The sequence below is a fragment of the Rhizobium sp. WSM409 genome (genome assembly GCF_057653825.1).
The window spans coordinates 1,008,746-1,030,318 of sequence record NZ_CM172794.1 but is presented as its reverse complement, the minus strand read 5'-3'; the positions used below and the strand labels follow the sequence as shown (position 1 = coordinate 1,030,318).

Genomic DNA, 21,573 nt, shown 5'->3' with positions numbered 1-21,573 from the left:
TCCGCGTCGCACGATCAGACCTGCCTCCGCCCCCGGCAGGATCGGTTGAAGCAAGCAATTGATATCAATCGGCAAAAGCCACAACCGCCTGGAGTATACCTCAAGTCGCCTAGTTTGGCAGCCGATTAAGCGCCAGAACATCATTCATCGACGGCAGCCAATCGGCTGCCGCGAGGGAGAGGCTTCAACAATGGCAAAGTACAGAAACTGTTTGCCGCAGCTCAAAGGCGGCACTTTCATTACCGATGGCGGCATGGAAACGACGATGATCTTCCAGGAAGGGATCGAGCTTCCGCATTTCGCCGCCTTCATATTGCTGGCTTCCGAAGACGGGCGGCAGCGCATGCGGAATTACTATCGCCGTTATCTCGATATCGCACGGCGGCACGGCACGGGCTTCGTGCTCGATACCGCCACATGGCGGGCCAATCCGGACTGGGGGCAGAAGCTCGGCTATACGAGCGAAGCCCTGAAGGCGGTCAACGAGGAGGCCATCGACTTGCTGGTCGGCTTGCGCAGCGCCTATGAACGGCCGGAGCAACCGATCGTGATCAGCGGCGCGATCGGCCCGCGCGGCGACGGCTACAAGGCAGGCTTCATGGATGCGGCCGAAGCGGAAGACTACCACGCCTTTCAGATCGGGGCTTTTGCCGGCACGGAAGCCGACATGGTGAGCGCCTTCACGTTGACCAATATCGACGAGGCGATCGGCGTGGCGCGGGCGGCACAGGCGCTCGGCATGCCCTCGGCCATCTCCTTCACGCTCGAGACGGATGGCCGGTTGGTGACGGGCCGCAGCATTCAGGAGGCCATCGAGACGACCGATGCGATGACCGGCGGGGCGCCGGCCTATTACATGATCAATTGCGCCCACCCGACGCATTTCGAAACAGCGCTCGATCCTGGAAGCGCCTGGGTGAGGCGCATTTCCGGCATCCGCGCCAATGCCTCGACCATGAGCCATGAGCAGCTCGACAATAGCGAGACGCTGGATGCGGGCGATCCGGAAGATCTCGGCCGCCGCTACCGCACGCTCATCGACCGCATGCCGGAGCTCCGCGTGCTCGGCGGCTGCTGCGGCACCGACCACCGCCACATCGCGGCGATCTGCGAGGCATGCCTGCCGCAAGCGGCGTGACGACCTGAGAGGGAGGAGATGTTGTATCCGGCAGGGCAGAGGGTGCCGGCACGGCACAACAGAAATGGCGACGGCGGTGGACGGGCCGCGGGCGGCGTCAGCTTTCGGCGACGGCGCCCTTCCTCTGTTTCGCCCTATAGCCGGTGATCTCCTCGCCGGCGGTCGGCGAGAAGCGCAGGTTCCAAAAGGTGGCGGTGATCGAGATGATCGTGACGACGATGAAGGCGGCCGAGAAATCGCCAAGAGCCGGCGTCTCAGTGCCTGACAAAGCCATGGAGCCGTGCAGCGCCAAGGCGCCGATGCAGATGCCGAGTGACAGCATCAGCTGCTGGAAGGTGGTGTAGAAGCTCGTGGCCGAGCTCATCCGCTCCTTGCTGATCTCGTCATAGGCAATGGTGTTATAGGCGGTGAACTGGAACGACAGGAAGAAGGCGCTGAGCACCAGGACGACGAAGACTAGCGGCATCGGCCAGTCCGGCCGGAAGGCGGCACAAAGGCCATAGCCGATCGTCCCGAGGATACCGTTGAGGATGAGGCTCCTGCGGAAGCCCAGCCGGCGGAAGACAAACTTGGCCATCGGCTTCATGGCGAGAGCGCCAAGCGCGGTCGCGATGATGATCTGGCCGGCCGCGGCGGCAGACAGGCCGAAGCCAATCTGGAAGAGCAGCGGCAGGAGGAAGGGCTGCGCCCCTTGCGTGATGCGGGTCAGTGAACCAGCAATGACAGACGTGCCGAAGCTTGGCACCTTCATCAGCGAAAAATCCATGATCGGCGACGGATGCTTGCGGGCATGCCTGAGATAGGCGATGCCGAAGAGCAGGCCGATGGCGATCAGGAAGATCGAAAACGCACCCTCGCCCTCATGGCTCGACATTTCGAAGCCGAAGAGCAGCGAACCGAGCGAGATGCCCGAGAGGACGAAACCGATCGTATCGAACGGACCACTTGCCTTGCCCTTGACCTCGTCGATGTAGATCGAGACGAAGATCATACCGATGATGCCGATCGGCACGTTGATATAAAAGATCCAGCGCCAGTCGAGATAGGTGACGATGAAGCCGCCGAGCGGCGGGCCGACAATCGGGCCGATCAGCGCCGGTACGAGCAGCCAGGACATGGCGCTGACCATATCCTTGCGGTCGACGCTGCGCATCAGCACCAGGCGCCCGACCGGCATCATCATCGCGCCGCCTATGCCCTGAAGCAGCCGCGCCAGCACCAGGAAGGACAGCGTCGGCGCCAGAGCACAGAGGATGGAGCCGACGACGAAGACGGCGATCGCCGAGCGGAAAACGGTGCGGGAGCCGAAACTGTCGGCCATCCGGCCGCTTGCCGGGATGAAGATCGCAAGGCTCAAGAGATAGGAAGTCAGGGCGATCGACATGGCCGGGGCGCCGACGCCGAAATCGCGCGCCATGGTGGGCAGCGCGGTCGCAAGCACGGTCGCATCGATGTTTTCCATCAGCATCGCACTCGCGACAATCATCGCGATCACCCGAAAATTGGGCGTGGCGCGCCGAACCATCGGCGCCTGGTAAATCTGATCCGACATCGTCCGGGATCACTCGCGGTGGCGCGGCGGAGCACACAAAGGCAGCAAGGCCGCGGGGGATGACATGGCGCAAAGCCAAGGGGAGACGATTTGCTATACGCCCGCGATCATGGCGGCGCTATGTCGTTTATGGCAAAGCTGCTTTGACGAGAGGTAAAGGCAGGTCACGATTCCTTGCATCGGTTCGATCTTCGTGAATGTCCGGCTTGCGCCACAGACACCCCGGCCCTACCTATGAACCATGACCTCCGCCCTGCAGAAAAACCGGCCCGGTGCGGCCTTTCCGTTCGACAACAGCTATGTCGGTTTGCCGCCCCACTTCTTTGCGGCGCAAGCGCCGACCGCGGTGGCGGAGCCTTGGCTGATCAAGCTCAACGAGGCGCTCGCCGCCGAACTCGGGCTCGATGTCGAGGCCTTGCGCCGCGATGGCGCGGCGATCTTTTCCGGCAATCTCGTTCCCGAAGGGGCCGAACCGCTGGCGATGGCCTATGCCGGGCACCAGTTCGGCGGCTTCTCGCCGCAGCTCGGTGACGGGCGGGCGATCCTTCTCGGCGAGGTGGTCGGCCGCAGCGGCAAGCGCTACGACATCCAGCTGAAGGGCGCCGGACCAACGCCTTTTTCGCGCCGCGGCGATGGGCGGGCGGCAATCGGGCCGGTCTTGCGTGAATATATCATCAGCGAAGCGATGTTCGCGCTCGGCATTCCCGCCACGCGGGCGCTGGCGGCGGTGACGACAGGCGAGCCGGTCTATCGCGAAGAGGTGCTGCCGGGCGCGGTTTTCACCCGCGTCGCGGCCAGCCATGTCCGCGTCGGCACCTTCCAGTACTTCGCAGCCAGGGGCGATACCGACGGCGTGCGGGCTCTGGCCGATTATGTGATCGACCGGCACTATCCGGCATTGAAAGAAGCCGAGAACCCCTATCTCGCGCTGTTCGAAGCGGTCTCCGAACGCCAGGCGGCGCTGATTGCCCGCTGGCTGCATGTCGGCTTCATCCATGGCGTGATGAACACGGACAATATGACCGTCTCCGGCGAGACGATCGATTTCGGCCCCTGCGCTTTCATGGATGCCTATGATCCGGCGACCGTTTTTTCGTCGATCGACCAGCATGGTCGTTACGCCTATGCCAACCAGCCCGGCATCGGCCAATGGAACCTCGCAAGGCTCGGCGAAACGCTGCTGCCGCTGATCGACGCCGAGCCCGACGGCGCGGTCGACAAGGCCAATATCGTGATAAAGAGTTACGGTGAACGGTTCCAGGCGCATTGGCTGGCCGGCATGCGCGAAAAGATCGGCCTTGCCGGCGAAGAGGACGGCGATCTCGACCTGGTGCAGGCGTTACTGTCACTGATGCAGGCGCAGGGCGCCGATTTCACCCTGACCTTCCGGCGGCTATCGGATCTTGCCGGCGATGATGCCGCAGAGCCTGAATTTGCGGCGAGTTTCCGCGAGCCGGACGCCCGCGGCGCGTGGCTTACGCAGTGGCGCGAGCGGCTGTCACGCGATCCGCAGACGGCCACCGAGCGCGCCATTGCCATGCGCCGCGTCAATCCGGCCTTCATTCCGCGCAATCACCGCGTCGAACAGGCGATCGAGGCCGCCGTCGAGAATGGCGATTTTTCGCTGTTCGAGGCGCTGCTGAGCGTGCTTTCGAAACCCTATGAGGACCAGCCGGGCTTTGTTGCCTATCGGGAACCGCCGAAGCCCGACGAACGGGTGCTTGCGACCTTCTGCGGAACGTGACAGGCGCTTCGATCGTTTTCGGTGCGGCAGTTGCGCCACAGCGATCCGCTTCCATCCGGCCTGCGACGAAAAGGGCTGTCCTTGCAGGATCGCCGCCGCTACAGCGTCCTTGACGAGGAGCGGCGCCTCCTTCCGCATTTCCCGTGGGGCCGTCCATGCTGCTCAGATTCTTTCGCTATTACAGTCCCTACAAGCAATTGTTCTTTCTCGATTTCGGCTGCGCGGTCGTTGCCGGGCTGCTGGAACTCGGCTTTCCTATCGCCGTCAAGCTCTTCGTCGACACCCTGCTGCCGCAGCGGGACTGGTGGCTGATTGCGGCGACGGCCGGGCTGCTGCTGGTCATCTACCTGTTCAACACGGCGCTGATGGCGGTGGTCAATTATTGGGGCCATGCGCTCGGAATCGGCATCGAGACCGATATGCGCCGGCAGGCTTTCGACCATATCCAGAAGCTGTCCTTCCGCTATTTCGACAACAACAAGACCGGCCATCTGATCACCCATGTGACCAAGGACCTCGAAGAAGTCGGCGAAGTCGCCCATCACGGTCCCGAAGACCTGTTCATCGCGATCATGACCTTCATCGGCGCCTTCATCCTGATGTTCACCGTGCACTGGAAGCTGGCGCTGCTGACGACCGCCATCGTGCCGTTCATGACCTGGCTAGTCAGCCGCTACGGCGCCAAGATGACGCTCAGCTGGCGAGACCTGTTCCGGCAGGTCGGTGAGTTCAATACACGCGTGCATGAAAGCGTCGGCGGCATCCGCGTCGTCAAGGCTTTCGCCAACGAGGATCACGAACGCGATCTGTTCGCCCGCAACAACGAGGGCTACAGGGCAACCAAACTCAACGCCTATGCCTATATGACCGCCAGCATCACGCTCAGCTATTTCAGCACGCGCTTCGTGCAACTGGTGGTGATGATATCGGGAACCTGGTTCGTCATATCGGGCGAACTCAGCTATGGCGGCTTTGTCGGCTTCCTGCTGCTGGTCAATGTGTTCTTCCGGCCGATCGACAAGATCACCTCGGTGCTGGAGAGCTATCCGAAGGGCATCGCCGGCTTCAAGCGCTTCACGCAGCTGATCGACACCGCCCCAGATATCGCCGACCGGCCGAACGCGACCAGCGTCGATCACCTTACCGGCAACATCGTCTACAGCAATGTGAGCTTCGGCTATACCGGCGACGGCAAGGTGCTCGACGGGCTCGAACTCTCGATCGCGGCCGGCGAGACGATCGCGTTCGTTGGTCCGTCCGGCGCCGGCAAGACCACGATCTGCTCGTTGCTGCCGCGCTTTTACGAGGTGGATTCCGGCTCGATCCTGATCGACGGCATCGACATCCGCGACATGACCCAGAAGTCGCTGCGCTCGCAGATCGGCATCGTCGCCCAGGACGTCTTCCTGTTCGGCGGCACCATCCGCGACAATATCGCCTATGGCCGGCTTGGCGCCGACGACGCGGCGATCATCGACGCGTTGCGGCGCGCCGCCCTCGACGAATACGTGCTGTCGCTGCCGAACGGGCTCGATACCGTCGTCGGCGAACGCGGCGTCAAGCTTTCCGGCGGGCAGAAGCAGCGCCTGGCGATCGCCCGCATCTTCCTGAAAAATCCGCCGATCCTCATCCTCGATGAAGCCACCTCGGCGCTCGATTCGGCGACCGAATATGCCGTCCAGCAGTCGCTGTCGGCGCTCTCCAAGGGACGCACCACGCTGGTCGTCGCCCATCGACTCGCCACCATCCGCAACGCCGACCGCATCGTCGTAGTGGGAGCGTCAGGCATCGTCGAACAGGGCACGCACAGCCAGTTGCTGGCGCGCGAAGGCGGCTACGCCAGGCTGCATCAAGCCCAGTTCGGTGCATCCGGACCGACTGCATAATTCCTTAAATCGGAATCGATTTAAGGCTAAAGTTATGCAGCATTCAAAGTGTTACAGCGTCCTTTGCGCGTCTTAAAAGACGCGTGGCGCTGTAGCCCCTGCGGCAATTGTGGCCGTTGAAAGGCATCTCCTTCGCGCTATCTGCCTGATCGGCGGGACTTTTCCGCCGATCCTTCAGCCCGGCTAACCTCAGCGGGAGACAGCCTTATGGCGATCATCGTCACCTCCATCTTCTTCATCATCGTCGGGCTCACTCTCGGCGGCGGCGGGCTCTGGCTCGTCACGCTCGGCGGCAGCGTCTTCTATCTGTTCGCCGGGCTGATGTTCCTGATTACCGCCGGGCTGCTGCTGATGCGCAAGGCGGTGGCGCTCTGGGTCTATGCGGTGCTCGTCGTCGCAGCACTCGCCTGGGCGATTTGGGAGGTCGGCTTCGACTGGTGGCAGCTTGGGCCCCGCGGCGGCATGATCATCCTGCTCGGGCTCTGGCTGCTGACGCCATGGATCCGCCGGCCGCTTGGCCTGCGCAGCCCAACGGGCATCACCTATGCCGCAAACCCCTGGCCGCTCGCCGCGCCTGTCATTCTCGCCATCCTTGTCGCCCTCTATTCGATGACGACTGACCCGCATGATCTCGCCGGCGAGCTGCCCAAGGATACGGTCGCCGCCAATCCCGCTTTCGGCGGCAGCGTCCCGGACGGCGAATGGCATCAATACGGCCGCACGCCCTTCGGCCAGCGCTATTCGCCACTCGACCAGATCACCGCCGAGAACGTCTCCACCCTCAAGGAAGCGTGGCGATACCAGACCGGCGACGTCAAGCGGCCGGACGATGTCGGCGAGACGACCTATCAGGTGACGCCGCTGAAGGTGAAGGACACGCTCTATCTCTGCACGCCGCATAACTGGGCGATCGCGCTCGACGCCAAGACCGGCAAGGAGAAATGGAAATACGACGCCAACTCGGGCATGAACCCCGACCGGCAGCATCAGACCTGCCGCGGCGTCACCTATTATGCCGATCCAACCGTTGCCGCCGGCCAGCCCTGCGCCGAGCGCGTCTACCTGCCGACCTCAGACGCCCGGCTGATCGCGCTCGATGCGGCGGACGGGAAGGTCTGCACCAGCTTTGCCGACCAGGGCGTGCTGCATTTGGAAACCGGCATGCGGTTCAACCCGGCCGGATACTATTATTCCACTTCGCCGCCGGTCGCGGTGGCGGGCAAAATCATCGTCGGCGGGGCGGTGAACGACAATTATTCGACTGAGGAGCAATCCGGCGTCATCCGCGCCTTCGACATCAATACCGGCGCCCTGGTCTGGAATTGGGATTCCGGCAATCCCGATGTGACGACGCCGATCACCGAGGGCCAGACCTATACGACCAACTCGCCGAACAGTTGGTCGGTCTTCAGCGTCGACGAGGCGCTCGGCATGGTCTACATCCCGCTCGGCAACCAAGTACCCGACCAGATCGGCATCGGCCGCAGCGACAATGTCGAGAAATTCTCCTCCTCTATCGTCGCGCTCGATATCGCCACCGGCCAGTTGCGCTGGGTGCGCCAGACAGTGCATCACGATCTCTGGGACATGGACGTGCCGGCCCAGCCGGCGCTGATCGACCTGACGAAGCAAGACGGCACCGTGGTTCCGGCCTTGGTCGGCCCGACCAAACAGGGCGATATCTATGTGCTCGACCGGCGCAGCGGCGAGCCGATCATCCCGATCAAGGAAATACCAGCGCCAGGCGGCGCGGTCTCGGGCGATCATACCTCGCCGACGCAGCCGATCTCGGACCTCACCTTCTCGCCAGAGCCGCTCCAGGAAAGAGACATGTGGGGCGTATCGCTGTTCGATCAGATGGCCTGCCGCATCGACTTCCACCGCTACCACTATGAGGGCCGCTTTACGCCGCCTTCGCTGAAAGGGACGATCGTCTATCCCGGCAATTTCGGCACCTTCAACTGGGGCTCGGTGGCGGTGGATCCGGAGCGGCAGATCATGTTCGGCATGCCGACCTATCTCGCCTTCACCTCGCGCCTGGTGCCGGCCGCCGACATTCCTCCGAGAGGCCAGGACGAGAAGGGCAGCGAACAGGGGCTCAACCGCAATGACGGCGCGCCCTACGGCGTCTTCATGGGTCCCTTCCTCGGGCTGCTCCAAATCCCCTGCCAGGCGCCGCCATGGGGTTATGTCGCCGGCGTCGACCTGCGCACCGGCAAGATCGCCTATATGCACAAGAACGGCACCGTCCACGACATGACGCCATTGCCCCTGCCCTTCAAGGTGGGCGTGCCCGGCATCGGCGGGCCGATGCTGACCAAGGGCGGCGTCGCCTTCCTGGGGGCCGCGGTCGACAACTACCTGCGCGCCTATGACGTGACGAGTGGCCGGGAGCTCTGGCAGGGACGGCTTCCCGCCGGCGGCCAGGCGACGCCGATGACCTATATGACCGATGACAACAAGCAATATGTCGTCATGGTCGCCGGCGGCCACGGCTCGGTCGGCACCACGCCCGGCGATTATGTGATCGCCTATACGTTGCCGTGACACCAAGCTTCCCGCAAGCTCTGCGCAGGTTTACCGCTTCATTCTCTCCCCGGTTTTCGGGGAGAGTTTTTATGGAAATCTCTAGCAATATTCGCAACTATTACGGCATCGGCGGCCTTTTCGATCAGCCGGCCAAATCCAAGAATCAGCAGACGACGGACTTCACCAAAACAGCGCGCAATACCGCGCCCGGTCTCGAGCCCAGCAGCACGCCGCCTTCGATCGCCAATACGATCTGGGCTCTTCAAAGCAGCGAAGGCCCTTATATCAACCCGCCCTCCGACGAAGAAGTGGCGGCAAGCGCTGCGCATGACTCCCTGGTCGACGAATTCTCCAAATGGGGCAACATGACGCCGGCGGAATATATCCGGGCCCGCTACCTCGAGCAGCACGATCTGACCGAGGCCGATCTGGCCGCCATGCCGGCCGACCAGCGCGCCGCAATCGAGAAGGAAATCGCCGACCAGATCAAGCGCGAGATGGCCGGCATCGAGGATGACGGCACCGAGACGGCAGACGATATCACCGCCGCCTGAGCCACTGAAAGATCGACAGCATGCGGCGGGAGAGCCTTCTCCGCCGCATTTTTTATGATTCACACCATCTCGACGATCATGCGGCCGACTTCGGCAAAGAGCGGGTTGAGCTCCTTTACCGGCACGGTCGTCTCGCTGATATAGACGGCCGCGACGATCGGGCCGCGATCGGGCGGCCAGATCACCGCGATATCGCCGAGAGATCCATTCGGACCGGTGCCGGTCTTGTCGCCGACCTTCCAATCCGCCGGCAGGCCGGCCCTGAGCCGCTCCTTTCCCGTCGTGCTCGCCACCAGCCAGGCTATCAGCCTGTCTGAGGAGGCCTCGGCCAGGACCGAGCCGAGCGTCAGGTTGCCGAGCGTGTCGAGCATCGCATCCGGTGTCGTCGTGTCGCGCGGATCACCCTTCCGGCCCTCGTTCAACGTCGGCTCGGTGCGGTCGAGACGCGTCGTGCCGTCACCGATCGAGCGCAGCCAATCGGTCAGCCCCGCCGGACCGCCGAAACTTTCGAGCAGCAAGTTGCCGGCGGTGTTGTCGCTGACGGTCACCGCCGCCTCGCAGAGTTCGGCAAGGGTCATGCCATCGGTTCCGGCGTGTTTTTCGCTGATCGGCGAATAATCGACGAGCTTGTCCTTGCCGTAGCTCACCCGCCGGTCGAGGTTCTCCTCGCCCTTGTCGCCCCGGGCGAGCACGAAAGCGGCGGCCAGCGCCTTGAAGGTGCTGCACATCGGAAAGGCCTCGCTGCCGCGATAACCGAAGGAGATGCTCGTCTCGGTGTCGAGCACCGAGACACCGAGGCGGCCGCCGGTGCGTTTTTCCAAAGCGGCAAGGCGATGTTCAATATTGTCCTCGCCCTCGCCTGCACTCTCTTTGGCACTCTCCTTGGCCCCCTCCTCAGCCCCCTCCTCAGCATTGGCTCGAAGCGTCAGCACGGGTAGGCACAATGCCGAGCCTATCAGCATGCGGCGGGTCAGACTGCGATCCATGAAATCCTCCGGCGTATCAGGAGGACAGAGCTAAGCAGCGATTGCGGCGACTTGTCGTCCCCACGGCGATGTTAATCGTCCGTCGAGCGATCTTGTCGTCCGCCGAGCGTCTCCGCCCGCCCCGATCATGCGGCGCGTGTGACCTCAACCGTCACATGCGACAATTCCTCCAGCGCCGAGAGCCTGCCCTTGTAGAAAGCCGGGTCGCGCGGTTGCGAGGTGAGGACGGCGACGATCGCGGCATGATGGCCGGGGCCGACCTGCCAGACATGCAGATCGGTGATCCGGTCGTCCTCCGTCTCGATGGCGCCGCGGATCTCGGCCGGCAGCGTCTCGCCTTCGGAAATGACGTCGAGCAGGACGCCGCCCGAAGATTTCATCAGGCTCCAGGACCAGTTGGCGATCACCAACCCGCCGACGATGCCCATCAGGGGATCGAGCCAGAGCCAGCCGTAAAGACTGCCGAGTGTCAGCGCCGCGATGGCGAGCACGGAGGTCAGGGCATCGGCGATGACATGCAGATAGGCGGCGCGGATATTGTTGTCGCCGGTCTTTGCGTGATGGGCATGATCGCCATGTCCATGATGATGATGGGCATGGGCGGGGGCATGGGCATGACTGCCATGCCCATGATGGCCATGCCCGTGATGCGCATGATTGCCATGCGCGACATGGCCGCCGCCGGCCAGCAGCCAGGCGCTCACCAGATTGACGGCAAGGCCGATCACCGCCACGGCGATTGCCTGGGCAAAGCCGATCGGCACGGGATTGGAAAGGCGCAACAGGCTCTCCCAGGCCATCAGCAGGGCGATCAGCGCGAGGACGATGGCGCTGGCGAAGCCGGCGAGATCGCCGAGCTTGCCGGTGCCGAAGGTGAAACGCGGATTGCGCGCCTGCCGGCGGGCGAAGAGATAGGCGAGTGCGGAAATCAGCAGTGCGCTGGCATGGGTCGACATGTGCCAGCCATCGGCGACGAGCGCCATCGAGCCGTAGATGGTGCCGGCGGCGATTTCCGCCACCATCATCACCGCCGTCAGCGCAATCACCAGCCAGATGCGCCGCTCGTTGCGCGCATGTTCACTGCCGAGGAAGACGTGATCGTGTTCCAGGGCATCCATTCCAGCCTTGTCGATTCCGGCACTCATGACGGTCTCCTTCGTCGCTCTAATTCTTTGTTTTTACGCACTTCTCGGCAAAACCGCTTCGCGCTTTGCCTGGAATTTCTCTAGCGCATATAGGTTCTCAAGACTTCCGATATTTCCTCGACCGCCTCGGCCCTCGCCGCTTCGTCGGCGGCATTCAGCACATGCTCGCGCAGGTGATCGTCGAGCACCTCGCCGGTCAGCCCGGTCAGGGCGCCGCGGATCGAGGCGAGCAGCTGCAGGATCTCGCCGCAGGGGCGCTCGGCCTCGAGCGCGCGCTCGACCGCCTCCATCTGCCCCTTCAGGCGGCTGATGCGGGCGACGAGCTTCTTTTTCTGCAGGGTGGTGTGAGACATGATGGACTCTCATATAGCATAGGGGGGTATAGTATCAAGGCTGAAGCCGAGGCTCAATACCTGTGATGGGCTTGATCCGCCATTGACAAAGCCCGCGTTTCCGACGATTTATGATCCATGATCAAGAACGCGCACCAGAGCCGCTCGTATTTTTGGCTGTACCTGTAAAGGGCGGCTGGACAAGATCATATTGTCAACAAGCCGCCGTCAGGCGGCTTTGTTGTATCGGCAGCGTCCTGACGGCAGACTATCAAAGGACGCGAAGACCATGACCGAAATCGAAGACAGCGAAATTTCACTGATGCGCCCATCGGTGGTGACGATCCGCGCCGCCAAGCCGCGCGACCTGCCCGAACTCAACGAGATGATCGCCCTGCTTGCCGCCCATCACGGCGATGCGGCTGCTACAACGGCGGAGCAGTTGGAGCGCGACCTCTTCGGCCCGCTGCCCTGGATCAATGCGCTCGTCGCCGAGACCAGCGAAGGGCTGATCGGCTACGCCATTCTCGTGCCGCTCTACAGGGCGCAGGAAGGCAAGCGCGGCATGGACCTGCACCATCTCTTCGTGCGCGACGGCCATCGCGGCCACGGCACCGGCCAGTTGCTCGTCGACCGGGCGCGCGAGACCGCCCGCAACGCCGGCTGCGGCTACCTCTCCGTCAGCGCTGCCACCGGAAACGTGCTGGCGCACCGCTTCTACGAACAGCTGGAATTCACCCCGCGGCCAGTGACCGGCATGCGCTACATGCAATCGATCGCCTAAAGCGCGTCGCGCAAAGTGTGAGCGGTGTTGCGATAACAGGATGCGTTGACATAAAGGCCTAAAGCGCGACGAGCAAATCTGAAAGATTGCGACGCGCTTCAGGGCTGGAGGTCATGAAGCGGCCGGTCGGGTTTATGTAGGGACCGGTTCAGCCTACTGACAATTATCGAATTGCATGAGGAGCTTTCATGCCAGATTTCAAACTACATTGCTTCGCTCTCTCGGGGAACTGTTACAAGGTCGCGCTCTTCCTCACACTTGCCGGCATCGAGTGGGAGAGCATTTTCGTTGACTATCTCGGCGGCGAAACACGCACTGAAGCATGGCGAAAAACCATAAACGAGCAGGGCGAAGCCCCTGTGCTCGAGCACGGCCAAACGAAGATCAGCCAATCGGGGATTATCCTGGACTATTTGTCAGAGGTGACAGGCCACTTCGGGGCGCAGACAGCCGAAGAGCGACGAGACATTATGCGTTGGATTCTTTTCGACAACCACAAATTCACGAGCTATTACGCGACGCTGAGGTTCATGTATGGCCTCCAGAAGAGCGGCGAGACGCCCGTCGTCGAGTTTTTGAGACTGAGGGCCAAAGCTGCCTATGCCATTGTTGACGAACATCTGGCGCACCAGGCCTTCATGGTCGGCGACCGGCTGACGATCGCAGACCTCTCTCTGGCGGGCTACGTCTTCATGCCGGAGGAAACCGGGATAGATCACAGCGCCTTCCCGGCTATCGCAGCCTGGAAAGATCGTATCAGCACGATGCCCGGCTGGCGCCATCCCTATGATCTGATGCCGGGGCCCACCTCCCTATAAACAGGCGTGGGACCCTGCGAAGGCGCCAAGCACAACCGCACTTTAAAGCGCGCGTCGCATCAAACTTGATTCATGCGACGCGCTTCGGATGTTTGTTTTTACGCATGTCGTTGCTCGCAACATGCTCTAGCGTCCCGGCACGGCCTTCAGATAGGCTGCGATCGCTTCACGGTCGGAGGCCGGCAGATGGGCGATGTTCTGCTGCACATCGACCATCGAGCCGCCGACGGAATCGAAATCGGGGGTGAAGCCGGTTTCGAGATAACTGGCGATATCGGCCTCGCTCCAGCCGCCGATGCTCTCGGAAGCCGGGGTGATATTGGGTATGCGACCCTTGCCTTCCGGATTGGGCGCGCCGGCAAGCCACTGATCCGCCTTGAAGCCGCCGAGCGCATCACGCGGCGTATGGCATTCGCCGCAATGGCCGGGGCCTTCGACGAGATATTGCCCGCGCTTGATCTTGTCGTCGCTCTTTGCCAGGGCGACGCGCGGCTGGTCGTTGAGATAGAGAAATTTCCAGCCGCCGAGCGCCAGCCGGATGTTGAAGGGGAACGGCAGTTCGTGCGGCGGCGCCACGTTTGCGCTCTTCGGCAGGGTTTTCAGGAAGCCATAGAGATCGTTGACGTCCTTGTCGCTCATGCGGGAATAGGAGCCATAGGGAAAGGACGGGTAGAGATGCTGCCCGCCCGGGCCGACGCCGCGCTTCATCGCGTTGCCGAACTGAGCAAGTGTCCAGCCACCGATGCCGGCTTTTTCATCGGGTGAGATGTTCGGCACGTGGAAGGTCCCGAAGGGGCTCTTCAGCGCCAGACCGCCTGCAAGTGTCAGCTTTGCATCGCCTTCGGAACCGGGTGCGGCATGACAGCTGACGCAGCCGCCCGCCCAGAAAACCATCTGACCATTTGCCGGATCCGGCGCGCCGAGACCCGCCCAATGGCTCTCCGGCAGCGGATCGGGTGCGGTGACGAGATAGAAGGCGCCCCCGCCGAGCACAGCGACGCCGATCAGACAGAGCAGTACCCGGATGAACCTGCGGACCATGCGCCGCCTCTCCTTTTGCCAATGTTGCCGCCGTCGGTCCCACATAAAGCGATCCGCGCCGGCGGCAAGCCCGGCACGGATCGCGGGTCCCGAGCGTTCCATTTCCCCCACGTCACGCGGAAGCAAGCCGCGCACCTTTGCTGGAATTGTTCAGGCCGGCCTATCACTCCTTGATACGATAGGCCTTGTGACAGCCCGCGCAATTGGCGCCAAGCGTGTTCATCGTGGCGCCGACGGCCGCAGGATCGGCCGGAAGCTGGGCGAGCGCAGTTTCGGCGTCAGTGGAGAGCTTGGCGGCGCGCGCCTTGAAGTCGTCCATGTTTTCCCAGATTTTCGGGCTCGCCTCTTTGTCGCCGGTCTCCGTGCCCGGCTTGAACTGATCGGGGAAAACCTTGGCCGTTGCGGCAATCGTCGTCAGTGCCGCCTTCACCGCCTCGGCGTCGTAAGGCTTCGTGCCCTTGGCGATGGCCGCCAGCGCGCCAGCCGAACCGCCGATCTGCTTCATCAGCGCAATGCGCGAATCATGGGTGCCGTCGGCGGCGGTCACCGAACCGAAGGCCATGCCGGCGATCGCTACAGCCGCAGCTGCTGCTTTCCAATTCATATTTCTCTCCCTTTTTCCTCGGCCAAGCTGGCCGATGGCCAATCTGCACCGGAAGCATGACAAAATCCACGGCGGCAGACAGTCACTTTTTGCCGGATTGTCATAAAAACAATGTGATAGGCCGTTCTGTGCTTTTATGCATGTCGTTATCCCGGAACCACTGCACACTTCCGGGCGACATGCAGTGGCGGTTCAGGCGCTTTTCCACCCCTGCCAGAGGCTGAAGGCGGAGACGGCAACCAGCAGCAGTCCGGCGAAGCGGCCGACAAAGGCCGTGACGTCAGGGTTGGCGACGAGCAGGTCGCGGCTGCGGCCGGCCGTCATCGCCAGCGTGCCGTAGATGGCGAACTGGGTGACGACAGTCATGATGCCCATGATCAGGCCCTGCATCCAGATCGGGCCATATTCCGGCCTGAGGAACTGCGGGTAGACGGCAAACATGAATATATAGGCCTTCGGATTGACGAGACAGGTGACGGCGCCCTGGCGGAAGGCGCGCCAGCCGGAGCGTGCCGTTCCCGGCCCGACCGCCTCGACGGTGATCGAGCTGCGGATCAGCGAAATACCGATCCAGATCATGTAGGCGACGCCGGCAAAGAGCAGCACGTTGAAGAGCTGCGGCAGCATGGTGACAAGCACGCCGACGCCGGCCGCGCCATAGGCCGAATGCACGGCGCCGCCGGCCATGATGCCGCCGGTCGCCGCCAGCCCGCGCTTGACGCCGCCGGTCAGCGAATTGGCAAGCACGAAGAGCATGTCCATACCAGGCACGATGATGATGCCGAAGAGAAGGGTGAAAAAGAGCCAGAGGTTTTCATTGTAGCTCATGTCAGTTACCGCCTTGGGTTCTGAGGGCCGTTGTGAAAAGACCCTGATTGATTTCAATCCGATAGGCGGCTCTATACGGAAACCCAACTGACAGTGTATTGTCAGGAGCGTGACGGATGGGAGAGGTTAAATGCGCAAGGCCTCGCGGCTTTTCGAGATCATTCAGATCCTCAGGCTGGCAAGAAAGCCGATGACGGCGGCGACGATGGCCGAGACGCTCGAAGTGACCGTGCGCTCGATCTATCGCGACATCGCCGCCCTTCAGGCGATGCGGGTGCCGATCGAAGGCGGGCGCGGCATCGGCTACATCATGCGGCCGGGCTTCGACCTGCCGCCGCTGATGTTCTCGATCGAGGAGATGGAGGCGATCGTGCTGTCGCTGGCGCTGCTCGAACGAACGGCGGACGAGGAGCTGAAACAGGCCGCGCGCCGGGTCAACCGGAAGATATCAGGCGCCGTGCCGGCGCCGCTGCGCCAGGCGATGGACAACAAGGCGCTTTATGCCTGGGGCTCGATCGCGCAGCCGGCGGGCTTCGACCTGGCAATCGTGCGCCGCGCGATCCGCGACGAGCGCAAGCTAATGCTCGGCTATCGCGATGAACTCGGCCGCGAGAGCGAGCGGACAATCCGGCCGGTCGCGCTGATCTATTATTCGCAGACCGCCAATATCGTCGCATGGTGCGAGCTGCGCCAGGCAATCCGCAATTTCCGCAGCGACCGGGTGGAGCGGTGTGCGACGAGCGAAGAATTCTTCAAGGGCGACGGCGACCGGCTGCGGGAACTCTGGACCAGCGGCTGGACAGAGAAACCGATCGCCGTGTAGCTGTTCGCCCAATCGCGATTATTCAGAGCGACATGCCGCCCGAAACCTCGATGCGCTGGGCGTTGACCCAACGGTTGGCATCGCTCAGGAGGGAAGCGATCATCGGCCCTATATCGTCGGGGACACCGGCGCGGCCCAGTGCGGTCATGGAGGCGACCGCACGGTTGATCTCCGGATTGTCCCGCACCATGCCGCCGCTGAAATCGGTTTCGATGGCGCCCGGGGCGACGGTATTGACGGCAATGCCGCGGGGGCCAAGCTCCTTTGCCATGTAGCGCGTCAGCACCTCGACTGCGCCCTTTATCGAGCCGTAGGCCGAAGCGCCGACCATGGCCATGCGGGCAAGACCGCTGGAGAGGTTGACGATGCGGCCGCCGTCCTCGATCACCGGCAGGAGCTTCTGCGTGAGGAAGAAGACCCCCTTGAAATGCAGGTTGTAAAGCTTGTCCATCTCCGCTTCGGTCGTCTCCAAAATCGGGGCGTGGTAGCTGGTGCCGGCATTGTTGACTAGAAAGTCGAAGTGCTCACGCCCCCAGCCCTTGAGGATCTCGCGAACACTTTCGACAAAGGCATCGAACGCCGCCACGTTGCCGGCGTCAAGTTGAAGTGCGGCGGCCTTGCGGCCCAGCGCCTCGATCTCAGCGACGACCTTCTCCGCCTCGTCGCGGTTCGAGTTGTAGGTCAAGATCACATCGACGCCGCTCCTTGCCAGATGGACGACCGTATTGCGGCCCAGGCCGCGGCTTCCGCCGGTTACGATTGCGATTTTCGAGGTTGAATTCTGGTTAGGCATTTCAGGTACTCCTGATGTTTTGATAGACCAGTTTATGCGCCGCAAGCTTGGAATCCTGAATGCCGAAACCCTGCAATTTCTTGCCTATTCCTCCAAACGCCTTGCCCAGCCGGGCTGAGGGATTAAGATCATCCTCACCGGCGCGGCAGACCGACCCCGCGTTCACTGGAGACTAAGATGTCCGCAGATCTGAAGCAGGCGCTCAATGGGTACATGGATGCACATGGCGGCGGTGACGGCCTCTTTGCCACCGCTATCGACGGCTTTTTCCTGATGCGTTCCAGCACTCTCTCCATGCCGAAACCGGCGATCTACCGACCGGCGCTCTGCATTATCGTCGATGGCGCCAAGCAGCTCATGTTCGGAGACCGCCTTTTCGATTACGAAGCGATGCAAGCGCTTATCATCAGCGTCGAGATGCCGGCCTTCGGACAGGTGACGAAAGCCAGTGCCGAACGGCCGATGATCGCCATCAACTTGGAACTCGACGTCACTATCCTGCGCGAGGTGCTGGAGGAGATGGATGCGCCGCCGAAGCCGGCAGGCGACGGCGGGCCGGGTGTTTTCGTACAAGAATTCGGCCCCGAGCTGCAGGACTGCATACTGAGGCTGATCCGAACGCTCGCAACGCCCAAGGCGATCCCAATCCTTCATCCGGCAATCATGCGAGAGATCAGTTTCTGGTTGCTTTCCGGAAAAAATGGCGATGAGGTCTGCAAGCTTGCATTGCCCGACAGCCATACGCGCCGCGTGGCCGAGGCCATCTACCTGTTGCGCGGTAATTTTGCGGACGCCGTCCGGGTGGAAAAGCTTGCGGCGGCAGCCAGGATGAGCCCTTCCTCCTTCCACCAGCATTTCAAAATCCTGACCACGATGACGCCGCTGCAGTATCAGAAGCAGTTGCGGCTACTCGAGGCCCGGCGGCTGATGGTGACCGATGGTTTCAACGCCGCAAACGCGGCCTATCAGGTGGGTTACGAGAGCGCCTCCCAGTTCAGCCGCGAATATGCCCGCATGTTCGGGACACCACCGAAGCGCGACATCAGTGAAATGAAGGCGATGCCGGCTGAGCCGGCAATCAGCTAGATGGACAGCGTGCGGCTCACCTCGCGTCCGAAGCCGCGGATTTCGATTCTGGAGGCATAGACCTCGACGATCGCAAAGGCGTTTTCCATCTCGGTGTCAACCACGCCCTTGAAATTGAGGAAGTGGCAGGCGCCGGCCATGCCGTAGTTGCCGACGTGGTCGTGGCCGTTGAGATAGGCGACGACATTGCTGCTGGAGGCGAGCAGCGCGACGGTGCGTTCGCTGTCCCACATGCCGTGCTCACTGGGCGGATGCACCGGATACATGACGATCACCTTCTCGCCGGCCGCAGCCGCTTTTGCGATTTCATCGCCGAGCCAGGCGAATTGTTCGTCGCTCAGCGCGGCATTCCAGCGATGGGCATTCCTCGCACCTTTTGCCTGCAGCTCCGCCAGCATCTCAGCGGCAAGGGCGCGATGAGGATGGCCTTCGGGCGGCGCGAAGATGCTGACCTCGTTGCCGTCGAGCACGACAAAGCGCCAGCCGTGGCGCACGAAACTGTAATAGGGCGACGGCATGCCGAGACGCGCGGCGACTTCGGACAAGTGTCCTGCAGAGACCGAGAAATCGTGGTTGCCGAGCAGGAAGAGCGCTTCGTGCCTGAGCGTCTCATAGACCGGCAGGATATCGTCGAAGCTTGAAAATCTGCGGTCGATGACATCGCCGAGCGTCATGACGAAGCTGAGCTGCTCGCCGTTGAAGACCTCGATCGCCGCGGCGACCTTGGCGAGGCTGTTGGCATAATAGCGATCCATCGCAATATGCGGAGCGATCGCCGCATATTGCGGGTCGGCGATGATGCCGAAACGGAATAGGGAAGGAGCGGAAGAAGACATGGGGCGTGATTAGGAGCGGCCAATGACAGGAATGTGACGGCGTCCCAAAGCATGATCGAAATGCGTCAACTGCTGAGATCCCCAAAGTGTGTGATCGCCCATTCCGACGCACTCATGTCGCTTGGAGCGTATCGATCAAGACAGCAAGAACGTCGTGTAAATTTGGTGCGACATATGCACATAGACTTTGAGTATCCTGCGCTGGCTGAACGAGGTCGGGTACCATTATGGTCATCAGGCCGGCGCGAGATGCTGAAAGCACGCCGTTGCGGGAATCCTCAAGTGCAACACAACGGCTGGGGTCCACCCCTAACCGGCTTGCAGCTTTCAAGTACGGCTCCGGATGAGGCTTTCCCGCCGTATAGTCTCCGCGGGCGATGATGTATCTAAAGCGATCTCTCAGATTCACCGCCAGCAGATGACTGAGCACTGTGTCATGGTCTGAGGAGGTAACGATGGCCCACGGAAGTTGAATCTCTTCCAACCAGTCTAGCATTTCGATGACCCCAGGCTTGAGGCGAAGCTCTGTTGCGACCATCGTCTGAAACTGATCCGAGGCCTGTTTCCACAAGTCCTCAATGGCAATTTCTACACCAAGATGCATGCCCAGAAGCGCCTTGGCTGACGCGCTCGGTAGTCCAATCGTTTCCAGATAGGCGGACACCGGGATTTTAAACCCGTTTTCTTCAGCGGCCTTGATAACTGCGTCCCGATACAAAGCCTCGGTATCAAAAATCAAGCCATCCATGTCGAACAGTACAGCTTCGGGCTTATATTGAAGATGCTTCATCTGTTGAGGATCTCACAAAGATCTCGCGACTGATCGTAAAACGAAACACCCGGCGTTTGAGGCGCCGGGTGCTGAGTTCGAAGATTCGGACGACATCGCCGCCATGGCGGCGAGTCTGGTACCGCTTACTTCGTGGCTGCTTCGTAGCGTTCCAGGACGTAGTCCCAGTTGATCAGGCTATCGACGAAGGCCTCGAGATATTTGGGGCGGGCGTTGCGATAGTCGATGTAATAAGAGTGTTCCCAGACGTCGACGCCGAGGATCGGGGTGGCGCCGTGAACGAGCGGGTTTTCGCCGTTCGGGGTCTTGGAGATTTCGAGCTTGCCGTTCTTGACGGAAACCCAGGCCCAGCCGGAGCCGAACTGGGTGGCGCCGGCATTGGCGAAATCGGCCTTGAACTTGTCATAGCCGCCGAGATCGGAGGTAAAGGCCGCTTCGAGCTTGCCCGGCAGCTTGTTGCCGCCGCCGCCCTTCTTCATCCACTTCCAGAAATGGATGTGGTTGTAATGCTGGGCCGCGTTGTTGAAGAGGCCGGCATTGGTGCCGAAGGACTTCTTGACGACGTCTTCGAGCGAGAGGTCCGAAAGACCGGCTTCGGCGGCGAGCTTGTTGCCGTTGTCGACATAGGCCTTGTGGTGCTTGTCGTGGTGGAACTCCAGCGTTTCCTTCGACATGAAGGGAGCAAGCGCTTCGTAGTCATAGGGAAGTTCAGGCAATTCGAAAGCCATGTCAGATCTCCTCTTGGCAATAGATTGCGTCTCGGCAGGTGAGGCGGAACATAGGAGGGGAAAGGGGGAGAGGCAACCGGCGAATTATCAAAAAACGACCGGCCGGAGGAAAATTTGCCTCAGTTGCAGGGTTGGAGTCGTGCGTAGAAATCGCCTGGGCAAATCAATGGGAATACCCGCCCCGAAAACCACTTTGCCCATTATGGAGATCAACGGAGACCCGATATGAACAGGAAAATAATCCAGCCTCTCACTGCCGCCGTACTGCTTTGCCTGGCAGGTGCGGCGCATGCCTCCTCCGATGACGCCTGGAAGCAGCTCGCCGTTGACGTCGAGGCTAAATGCAAGAAGGCAGCGGTCACGATCGAAAAGCCCAGCGCCACCGTCGATCCCTTCGGTAGTTCGCATTACGGGCTTGCCCTTGTGATAGGCAAGCCGAAGGGCGCCAAGGGGTTGATCGCCCAGATCTGCGTCTACGACAAGCAAAAGAAAACCGTCGAGATCGGCAGCGAGCTGGACGCCAAGACGCTCGGTCTCATGCCGGCAAAATAGGCCGCTATGAGGCTGCTCACCAAG

21 protein-coding genes are annotated in these 21,573 nt (G+C 61.7%); 10 read left to right on the top strand and 11 right to left on the bottom strand.

All coding sequences use genetic code 11. The features are described from left to right. The first annotated feature begins 190 nt into the window (after positions 1-190). A complete protein-coding gene (locus AC25BC_RS05190; RefSeq protein WP_128439234.1) occupies positions 191-1,138 on the top strand; it encodes a homocysteine S-methyltransferase family protein in 948 nt (315 codons plus the stop codon). A gap of 97 nt (positions 1,139-1,235) precedes the next feature. Here the strand turns inward: AC25BC_RS05190 and AC25BC_RS05185 are convergent, their stop codons facing one another. After that, positions 1,236-2,690: an MFS transporter gene (locus tag AC25BC_RS05185; RefSeq protein WP_128439235.1), complete on the bottom strand. Its 1,455-nt coding sequence runs from the start codon at positions 2,688-2,690 to the stop codon at positions 1,236-1,238. Positions 2,691-2,931: 241 nt separating this feature from the next. On the opposite strand from AC25BC_RS05185, the gene AC25BC_RS05180 reads away from it, so the two are divergent. From AC25BC_RS05180 to AC25BC_RS05165, 4 genes are all read left to right on the top strand, one after another. Further along, complete coding sequence (locus AC25BC_RS05180; protein ID WP_012756630.1) at positions 2,932-4,434, top strand: protein adenylyltransferase SelO; 1,503 nt, start codon at positions 2,932-2,934, stop codon at positions 4,432-4,434. Positions 4,435-4,589: 155 nt separating this feature from the next. Beyond that, entirely contained in the window at positions 4,590-6,320 is a 1,731-nt protein-coding gene (locus AC25BC_RS05175) for an ABC transporter ATP-binding protein (RefSeq protein ID WP_128439236.1), read from the top strand. A 207-nt stretch (positions 6,321-6,527) separates the two neighbouring features. Next, entirely contained in the window at positions 6,528-8,867 is a 2,340-nt protein-coding gene (locus AC25BC_RS05170) for a glucose/quinate/shikimate family membrane-bound PQQ-dependent dehydrogenase (RefSeq protein ID WP_017993399.1), read from the top strand. 71 nt (positions 8,868-8,938) lie between these two features. Continuing rightward, on the top strand, positions 8,939-9,403 hold the full coding sequence (locus AC25BC_RS05165; RefSeq protein WP_012756627.1) for a hypothetical protein: 465 nt from the start codon (positions 8,939-8,941) through the stop codon (positions 9,401-9,403). Positions 9,404-9,462: 59 nt separating this feature from the next. Here AC25BC_RS05165 and bla read toward each other — a convergent pair whose 3' ends face one another. From bla to dmeR, 3 genes are all read right to left on the bottom strand, one after another. After that, positions 9,463-10,389: a class A beta-lactamase gene (gene bla / locus AC25BC_RS05160; RefSeq protein ID WP_128439237.1), complete on the bottom strand. Its 927-nt coding sequence runs from the start codon at positions 10,387-10,389 to the stop codon at positions 9,463-9,465. A gap of 125 nt (positions 10,390-10,514) precedes the next feature. Further along, on the bottom strand, positions 10,515-11,534 hold the full coding sequence (gene dmeF / locus AC25BC_RS05155) for a CDF family Co(II)/Ni(II) efflux transporter DmeF (protein ID WP_128439238.1): 1,020 nt from the start codon (positions 11,532-11,534) through the stop codon (positions 10,515-10,517). Positions 11,535-11,614: 80 nt separating this feature from the next. After that, entirely contained in the window at positions 11,615-11,887 is a 273-nt protein-coding gene (gene dmeR, locus AC25BC_RS05150) for a Ni(II)/Co(II)-sensing transcriptional repressor DmeR (protein WP_128439239.1), read from the bottom strand. Between the two features lie 268 nt (positions 11,888-12,155). Between dmeR and AC25BC_RS05145 the strand changes: the two genes are divergently transcribed. Both AC25BC_RS05145 and AC25BC_RS05140 read left to right on the top strand, forming a co-directional pair. After that, on the top strand, positions 12,156-12,650 hold the full coding sequence (locus tag AC25BC_RS05145; protein ID WP_113547072.1) for a GNAT family N-acetyltransferase: 495 nt from the start codon (positions 12,156-12,158) through the stop codon (positions 12,648-12,650). 188 nt (positions 12,651-12,838) lie between these two features. After that, positions 12,839-13,468 (top strand): glutathione S-transferase family protein, encoded by a 630-nt coding sequence (locus AC25BC_RS05140; RefSeq protein WP_012756623.1) that lies wholly within the window; start codon positions 12,839-12,841, stop codon positions 13,466-13,468. Positions 13,469-13,594: 126 nt separating this feature from the next. Here AC25BC_RS05140 and AC25BC_RS05135 read toward each other — a convergent pair whose 3' ends face one another. From AC25BC_RS05135 to AC25BC_RS05125, 3 genes are all read right to left on the bottom strand, one after another. Next, positions 13,595-14,509: a cytochrome c gene (locus tag AC25BC_RS05135; RefSeq protein ID WP_017993396.1), complete on the bottom strand. Its 915-nt coding sequence runs from the start codon at positions 14,507-14,509 to the stop codon at positions 13,595-13,597. Positions 14,510-14,672: 163 nt separating this feature from the next. Then, positions 14,673-15,113, bottom strand: a complete 441-nt coding sequence (locus AC25BC_RS05130; RefSeq protein WP_113547071.1) for a c-type cytochrome — start codon at positions 15,111-15,113, stop codon at positions 14,673-14,675. Between the two features lie 192 nt (positions 15,114-15,305). Then, complete coding sequence (locus AC25BC_RS05125) at positions 15,306-15,941, bottom strand: LysE family translocator (protein WP_128439240.1); 636 nt, start codon at positions 15,939-15,941, stop codon at positions 15,306-15,308. A gap of 130 nt (positions 15,942-16,071) precedes the next feature. On the opposite strand from AC25BC_RS05125, the gene AC25BC_RS05120 reads away from it, so the two are divergent. Beyond that, positions 16,072-16,764, top strand: a complete 693-nt coding sequence (locus AC25BC_RS05120; protein WP_128439241.1) for a helix-turn-helix transcriptional regulator — start codon at positions 16,072-16,074, stop codon at positions 16,762-16,764. Positions 16,765-16,786: 22 nt separating this feature from the next. Here AC25BC_RS05120 and AC25BC_RS05115 read toward each other — a convergent pair whose 3' ends face one another. After that, on the bottom strand, positions 16,787-17,557 hold the full coding sequence (locus AC25BC_RS05115) for an SDR family NAD(P)-dependent oxidoreductase (protein WP_017993394.1): 771 nt from the start codon (positions 17,555-17,557) through the stop codon (positions 16,787-16,789). 177 nt (positions 17,558-17,734) lie between these two features. Here AC25BC_RS05115 and AC25BC_RS05110 point away from each other — a divergent pair, with 177 nt between their 5' ends. Beyond that, on the top strand, positions 17,735-18,643 hold the full coding sequence (locus AC25BC_RS05110) for an AraC family transcriptional regulator (RefSeq protein ID WP_012756617.1): 909 nt from the start codon (positions 17,735-17,737) through the stop codon (positions 18,641-18,643). On the opposite strand, the gene AC25BC_RS05105 is transcribed toward AC25BC_RS05110, so the two are convergent. The 3 genes from AC25BC_RS05105 to AC25BC_RS05095 form a co-directional block, all read right to left on the bottom strand. Beyond that, positions 18,640-19,479: a metallophosphoesterase gene (locus AC25BC_RS05105; protein WP_128439242.1), complete on the bottom strand. Its 840-nt coding sequence runs from the start codon at positions 19,477-19,479 to the stop codon at positions 18,640-18,642. The genes AC25BC_RS05110 and AC25BC_RS05105 overlap by 4 nt on opposite strands. A 112-nt stretch (positions 19,480-19,591) precedes the next feature. Continuing rightward, positions 19,592-20,269, bottom strand: coding sequence for an HAD family hydrolase (locus AC25BC_RS05100; RefSeq protein WP_128439243.1), 678 nt, complete (start codon positions 20,267-20,269; stop codon positions 19,592-19,594). A gap of 125 nt (positions 20,270-20,394) precedes the next feature. Beyond that, positions 20,395-20,997 (bottom strand): superoxide dismutase, encoded by a 603-nt coding sequence (locus AC25BC_RS05095; protein ID WP_113547066.1) that lies wholly within the window; start codon positions 20,995-20,997, stop codon positions 20,395-20,397. Between the two features lie 225 nt (positions 20,998-21,222). Between AC25BC_RS05095 and AC25BC_RS05090 the strand changes: the two genes are divergently transcribed. Continuing rightward, positions 21,223-21,549, top strand: coding sequence for a hypothetical protein (locus tag AC25BC_RS05090; protein WP_012756615.1), 327 nt, complete (start codon positions 21,223-21,225; stop codon positions 21,547-21,549). Positions 21,550-21,573: the final 24 nt, after the last annotated feature.

What these genes read in the sequence shown, in the direction of transcription:
- AC25BC_RS05095 (WP_113547066.1), bottom strand. Translation starts at nt 20,997, where the DNA reads ATGGCTTTCGAATTGCCTGAACTTCCCTATGACTACGAAGCGCTTGCT.
- AC25BC_RS05135 (WP_017993396.1), bottom strand. Translation starts at nt 14,509, where the DNA reads ATGGTCCGCAGGTTCATCCGGGTACTGCTCTGTCTGATCGGCGTCGCT.
- AC25BC_RS05180 (WP_012756630.1), top strand. Translation starts at nt 2,932, where the DNA reads ATGACCTCCGCCCTGCAGAAAAACCGGCCCGGTGCGGCCTTTCCGTTC.
- AC25BC_RS05125 (WP_128439240.1), bottom strand. Translation starts at nt 15,941, where the DNA reads ATGAGCTACAATGAAAACCTCTGGCTCTTTTTCACCCTTCTCTTCGGC.
- AC25BC_RS05120 (WP_128439241.1), top strand. Translation starts at nt 16,072, where the DNA reads ATGCGCAAGGCCTCGCGGCTTTTCGAGATCATTCAGATCCTCAGGCTG.
- AC25BC_RS05170 (WP_017993399.1), top strand. Translation starts at nt 6,528, where the DNA reads ATGGCGATCATCGTCACCTCCATCTTCTTCATCATCGTCGGGCTCACT.
- dmeF (WP_128439238.1), bottom strand. Translation starts at nt 11,534, where the DNA reads ATGAGTGCCGGAATCGACAAGGCTGGAATGGATGCCCTGGAACACGAT.
- AC25BC_RS05145 (WP_113547072.1), top strand. Translation starts at nt 12,156, where the DNA reads ATGACCGAAATCGAAGACAGCGAAATTTCACTGATGCGCCCATCGGTG.
- AC25BC_RS05090 (WP_012756615.1), top strand. Translation starts at nt 21,223, where the DNA reads ATGAACAGGAAAATAATCCAGCCTCTCACTGCCGCCGTACTGCTTTGC.
- AC25BC_RS05175 (WP_128439236.1), top strand. Translation starts at nt 4,590, where the DNA reads ATGCTGCTCAGATTCTTTCGCTATTACAGTCCCTACAAGCAATTGTTC.
- AC25BC_RS05140 (WP_012756623.1), top strand. Translation starts at nt 12,839, where the DNA reads ATGCCAGATTTCAAACTACATTGCTTCGCTCTCTCGGGGAACTGTTAC.
- bla (WP_128439237.1), bottom strand. Translation starts at nt 10,389, where the DNA reads ATGGATCGCAGTCTGACCCGCCGCATGCTGATAGGCTCGGCATTGTGC.
- AC25BC_RS05110 (WP_012756617.1), top strand. Translation starts at nt 17,735, where the DNA reads ATGTCCGCAGATCTGAAGCAGGCGCTCAATGGGTACATGGATGCACAT.
- AC25BC_RS05105 (WP_128439242.1), bottom strand. Translation starts at nt 19,479, where the DNA reads ATGTCTTCTTCCGCTCCTTCCCTATTCCGTTTCGGCATCATCGCCGAC.
- AC25BC_RS05165 (WP_012756627.1), top strand. Translation starts at nt 8,939, where the DNA reads ATGGAAATCTCTAGCAATATTCGCAACTATTACGGCATCGGCGGCCTT.
- AC25BC_RS05185 (WP_128439235.1), bottom strand. Translation starts at nt 2,690, where the DNA reads ATGTCGGATCAGATTTACCAGGCGCCGATGGTTCGGCGCGCCACGCCC.
- dmeR (WP_128439239.1), bottom strand. Translation starts at nt 11,887, where the DNA reads ATGTCTCACACCACCCTGCAGAAAAAGAAGCTCGTCGCCCGCATCAGC.
- AC25BC_RS05190 (WP_128439234.1), top strand. Translation starts at nt 191, where the DNA reads ATGGCAAAGTACAGAAACTGTTTGCCGCAGCTCAAAGGCGGCACTTTC.
- AC25BC_RS05100 (WP_128439243.1), bottom strand. Translation starts at nt 20,269, where the DNA reads ATGAAGCATCTTCAATATAAGCCCGAAGCTGTACTGTTCGACATGGAT.
- AC25BC_RS05130 (WP_113547071.1), bottom strand. Translation starts at nt 15,113, where the DNA reads ATGAATTGGAAAGCAGCAGCTGCGGCTGTAGCGATCGCCGGCATGGCC.
- AC25BC_RS05115 (WP_017993394.1), bottom strand. Translation starts at nt 17,557, where the DNA reads ATGCCTAACCAGAATTCAACCTCGAAAATCGCAATCGTAACCGGCGGA.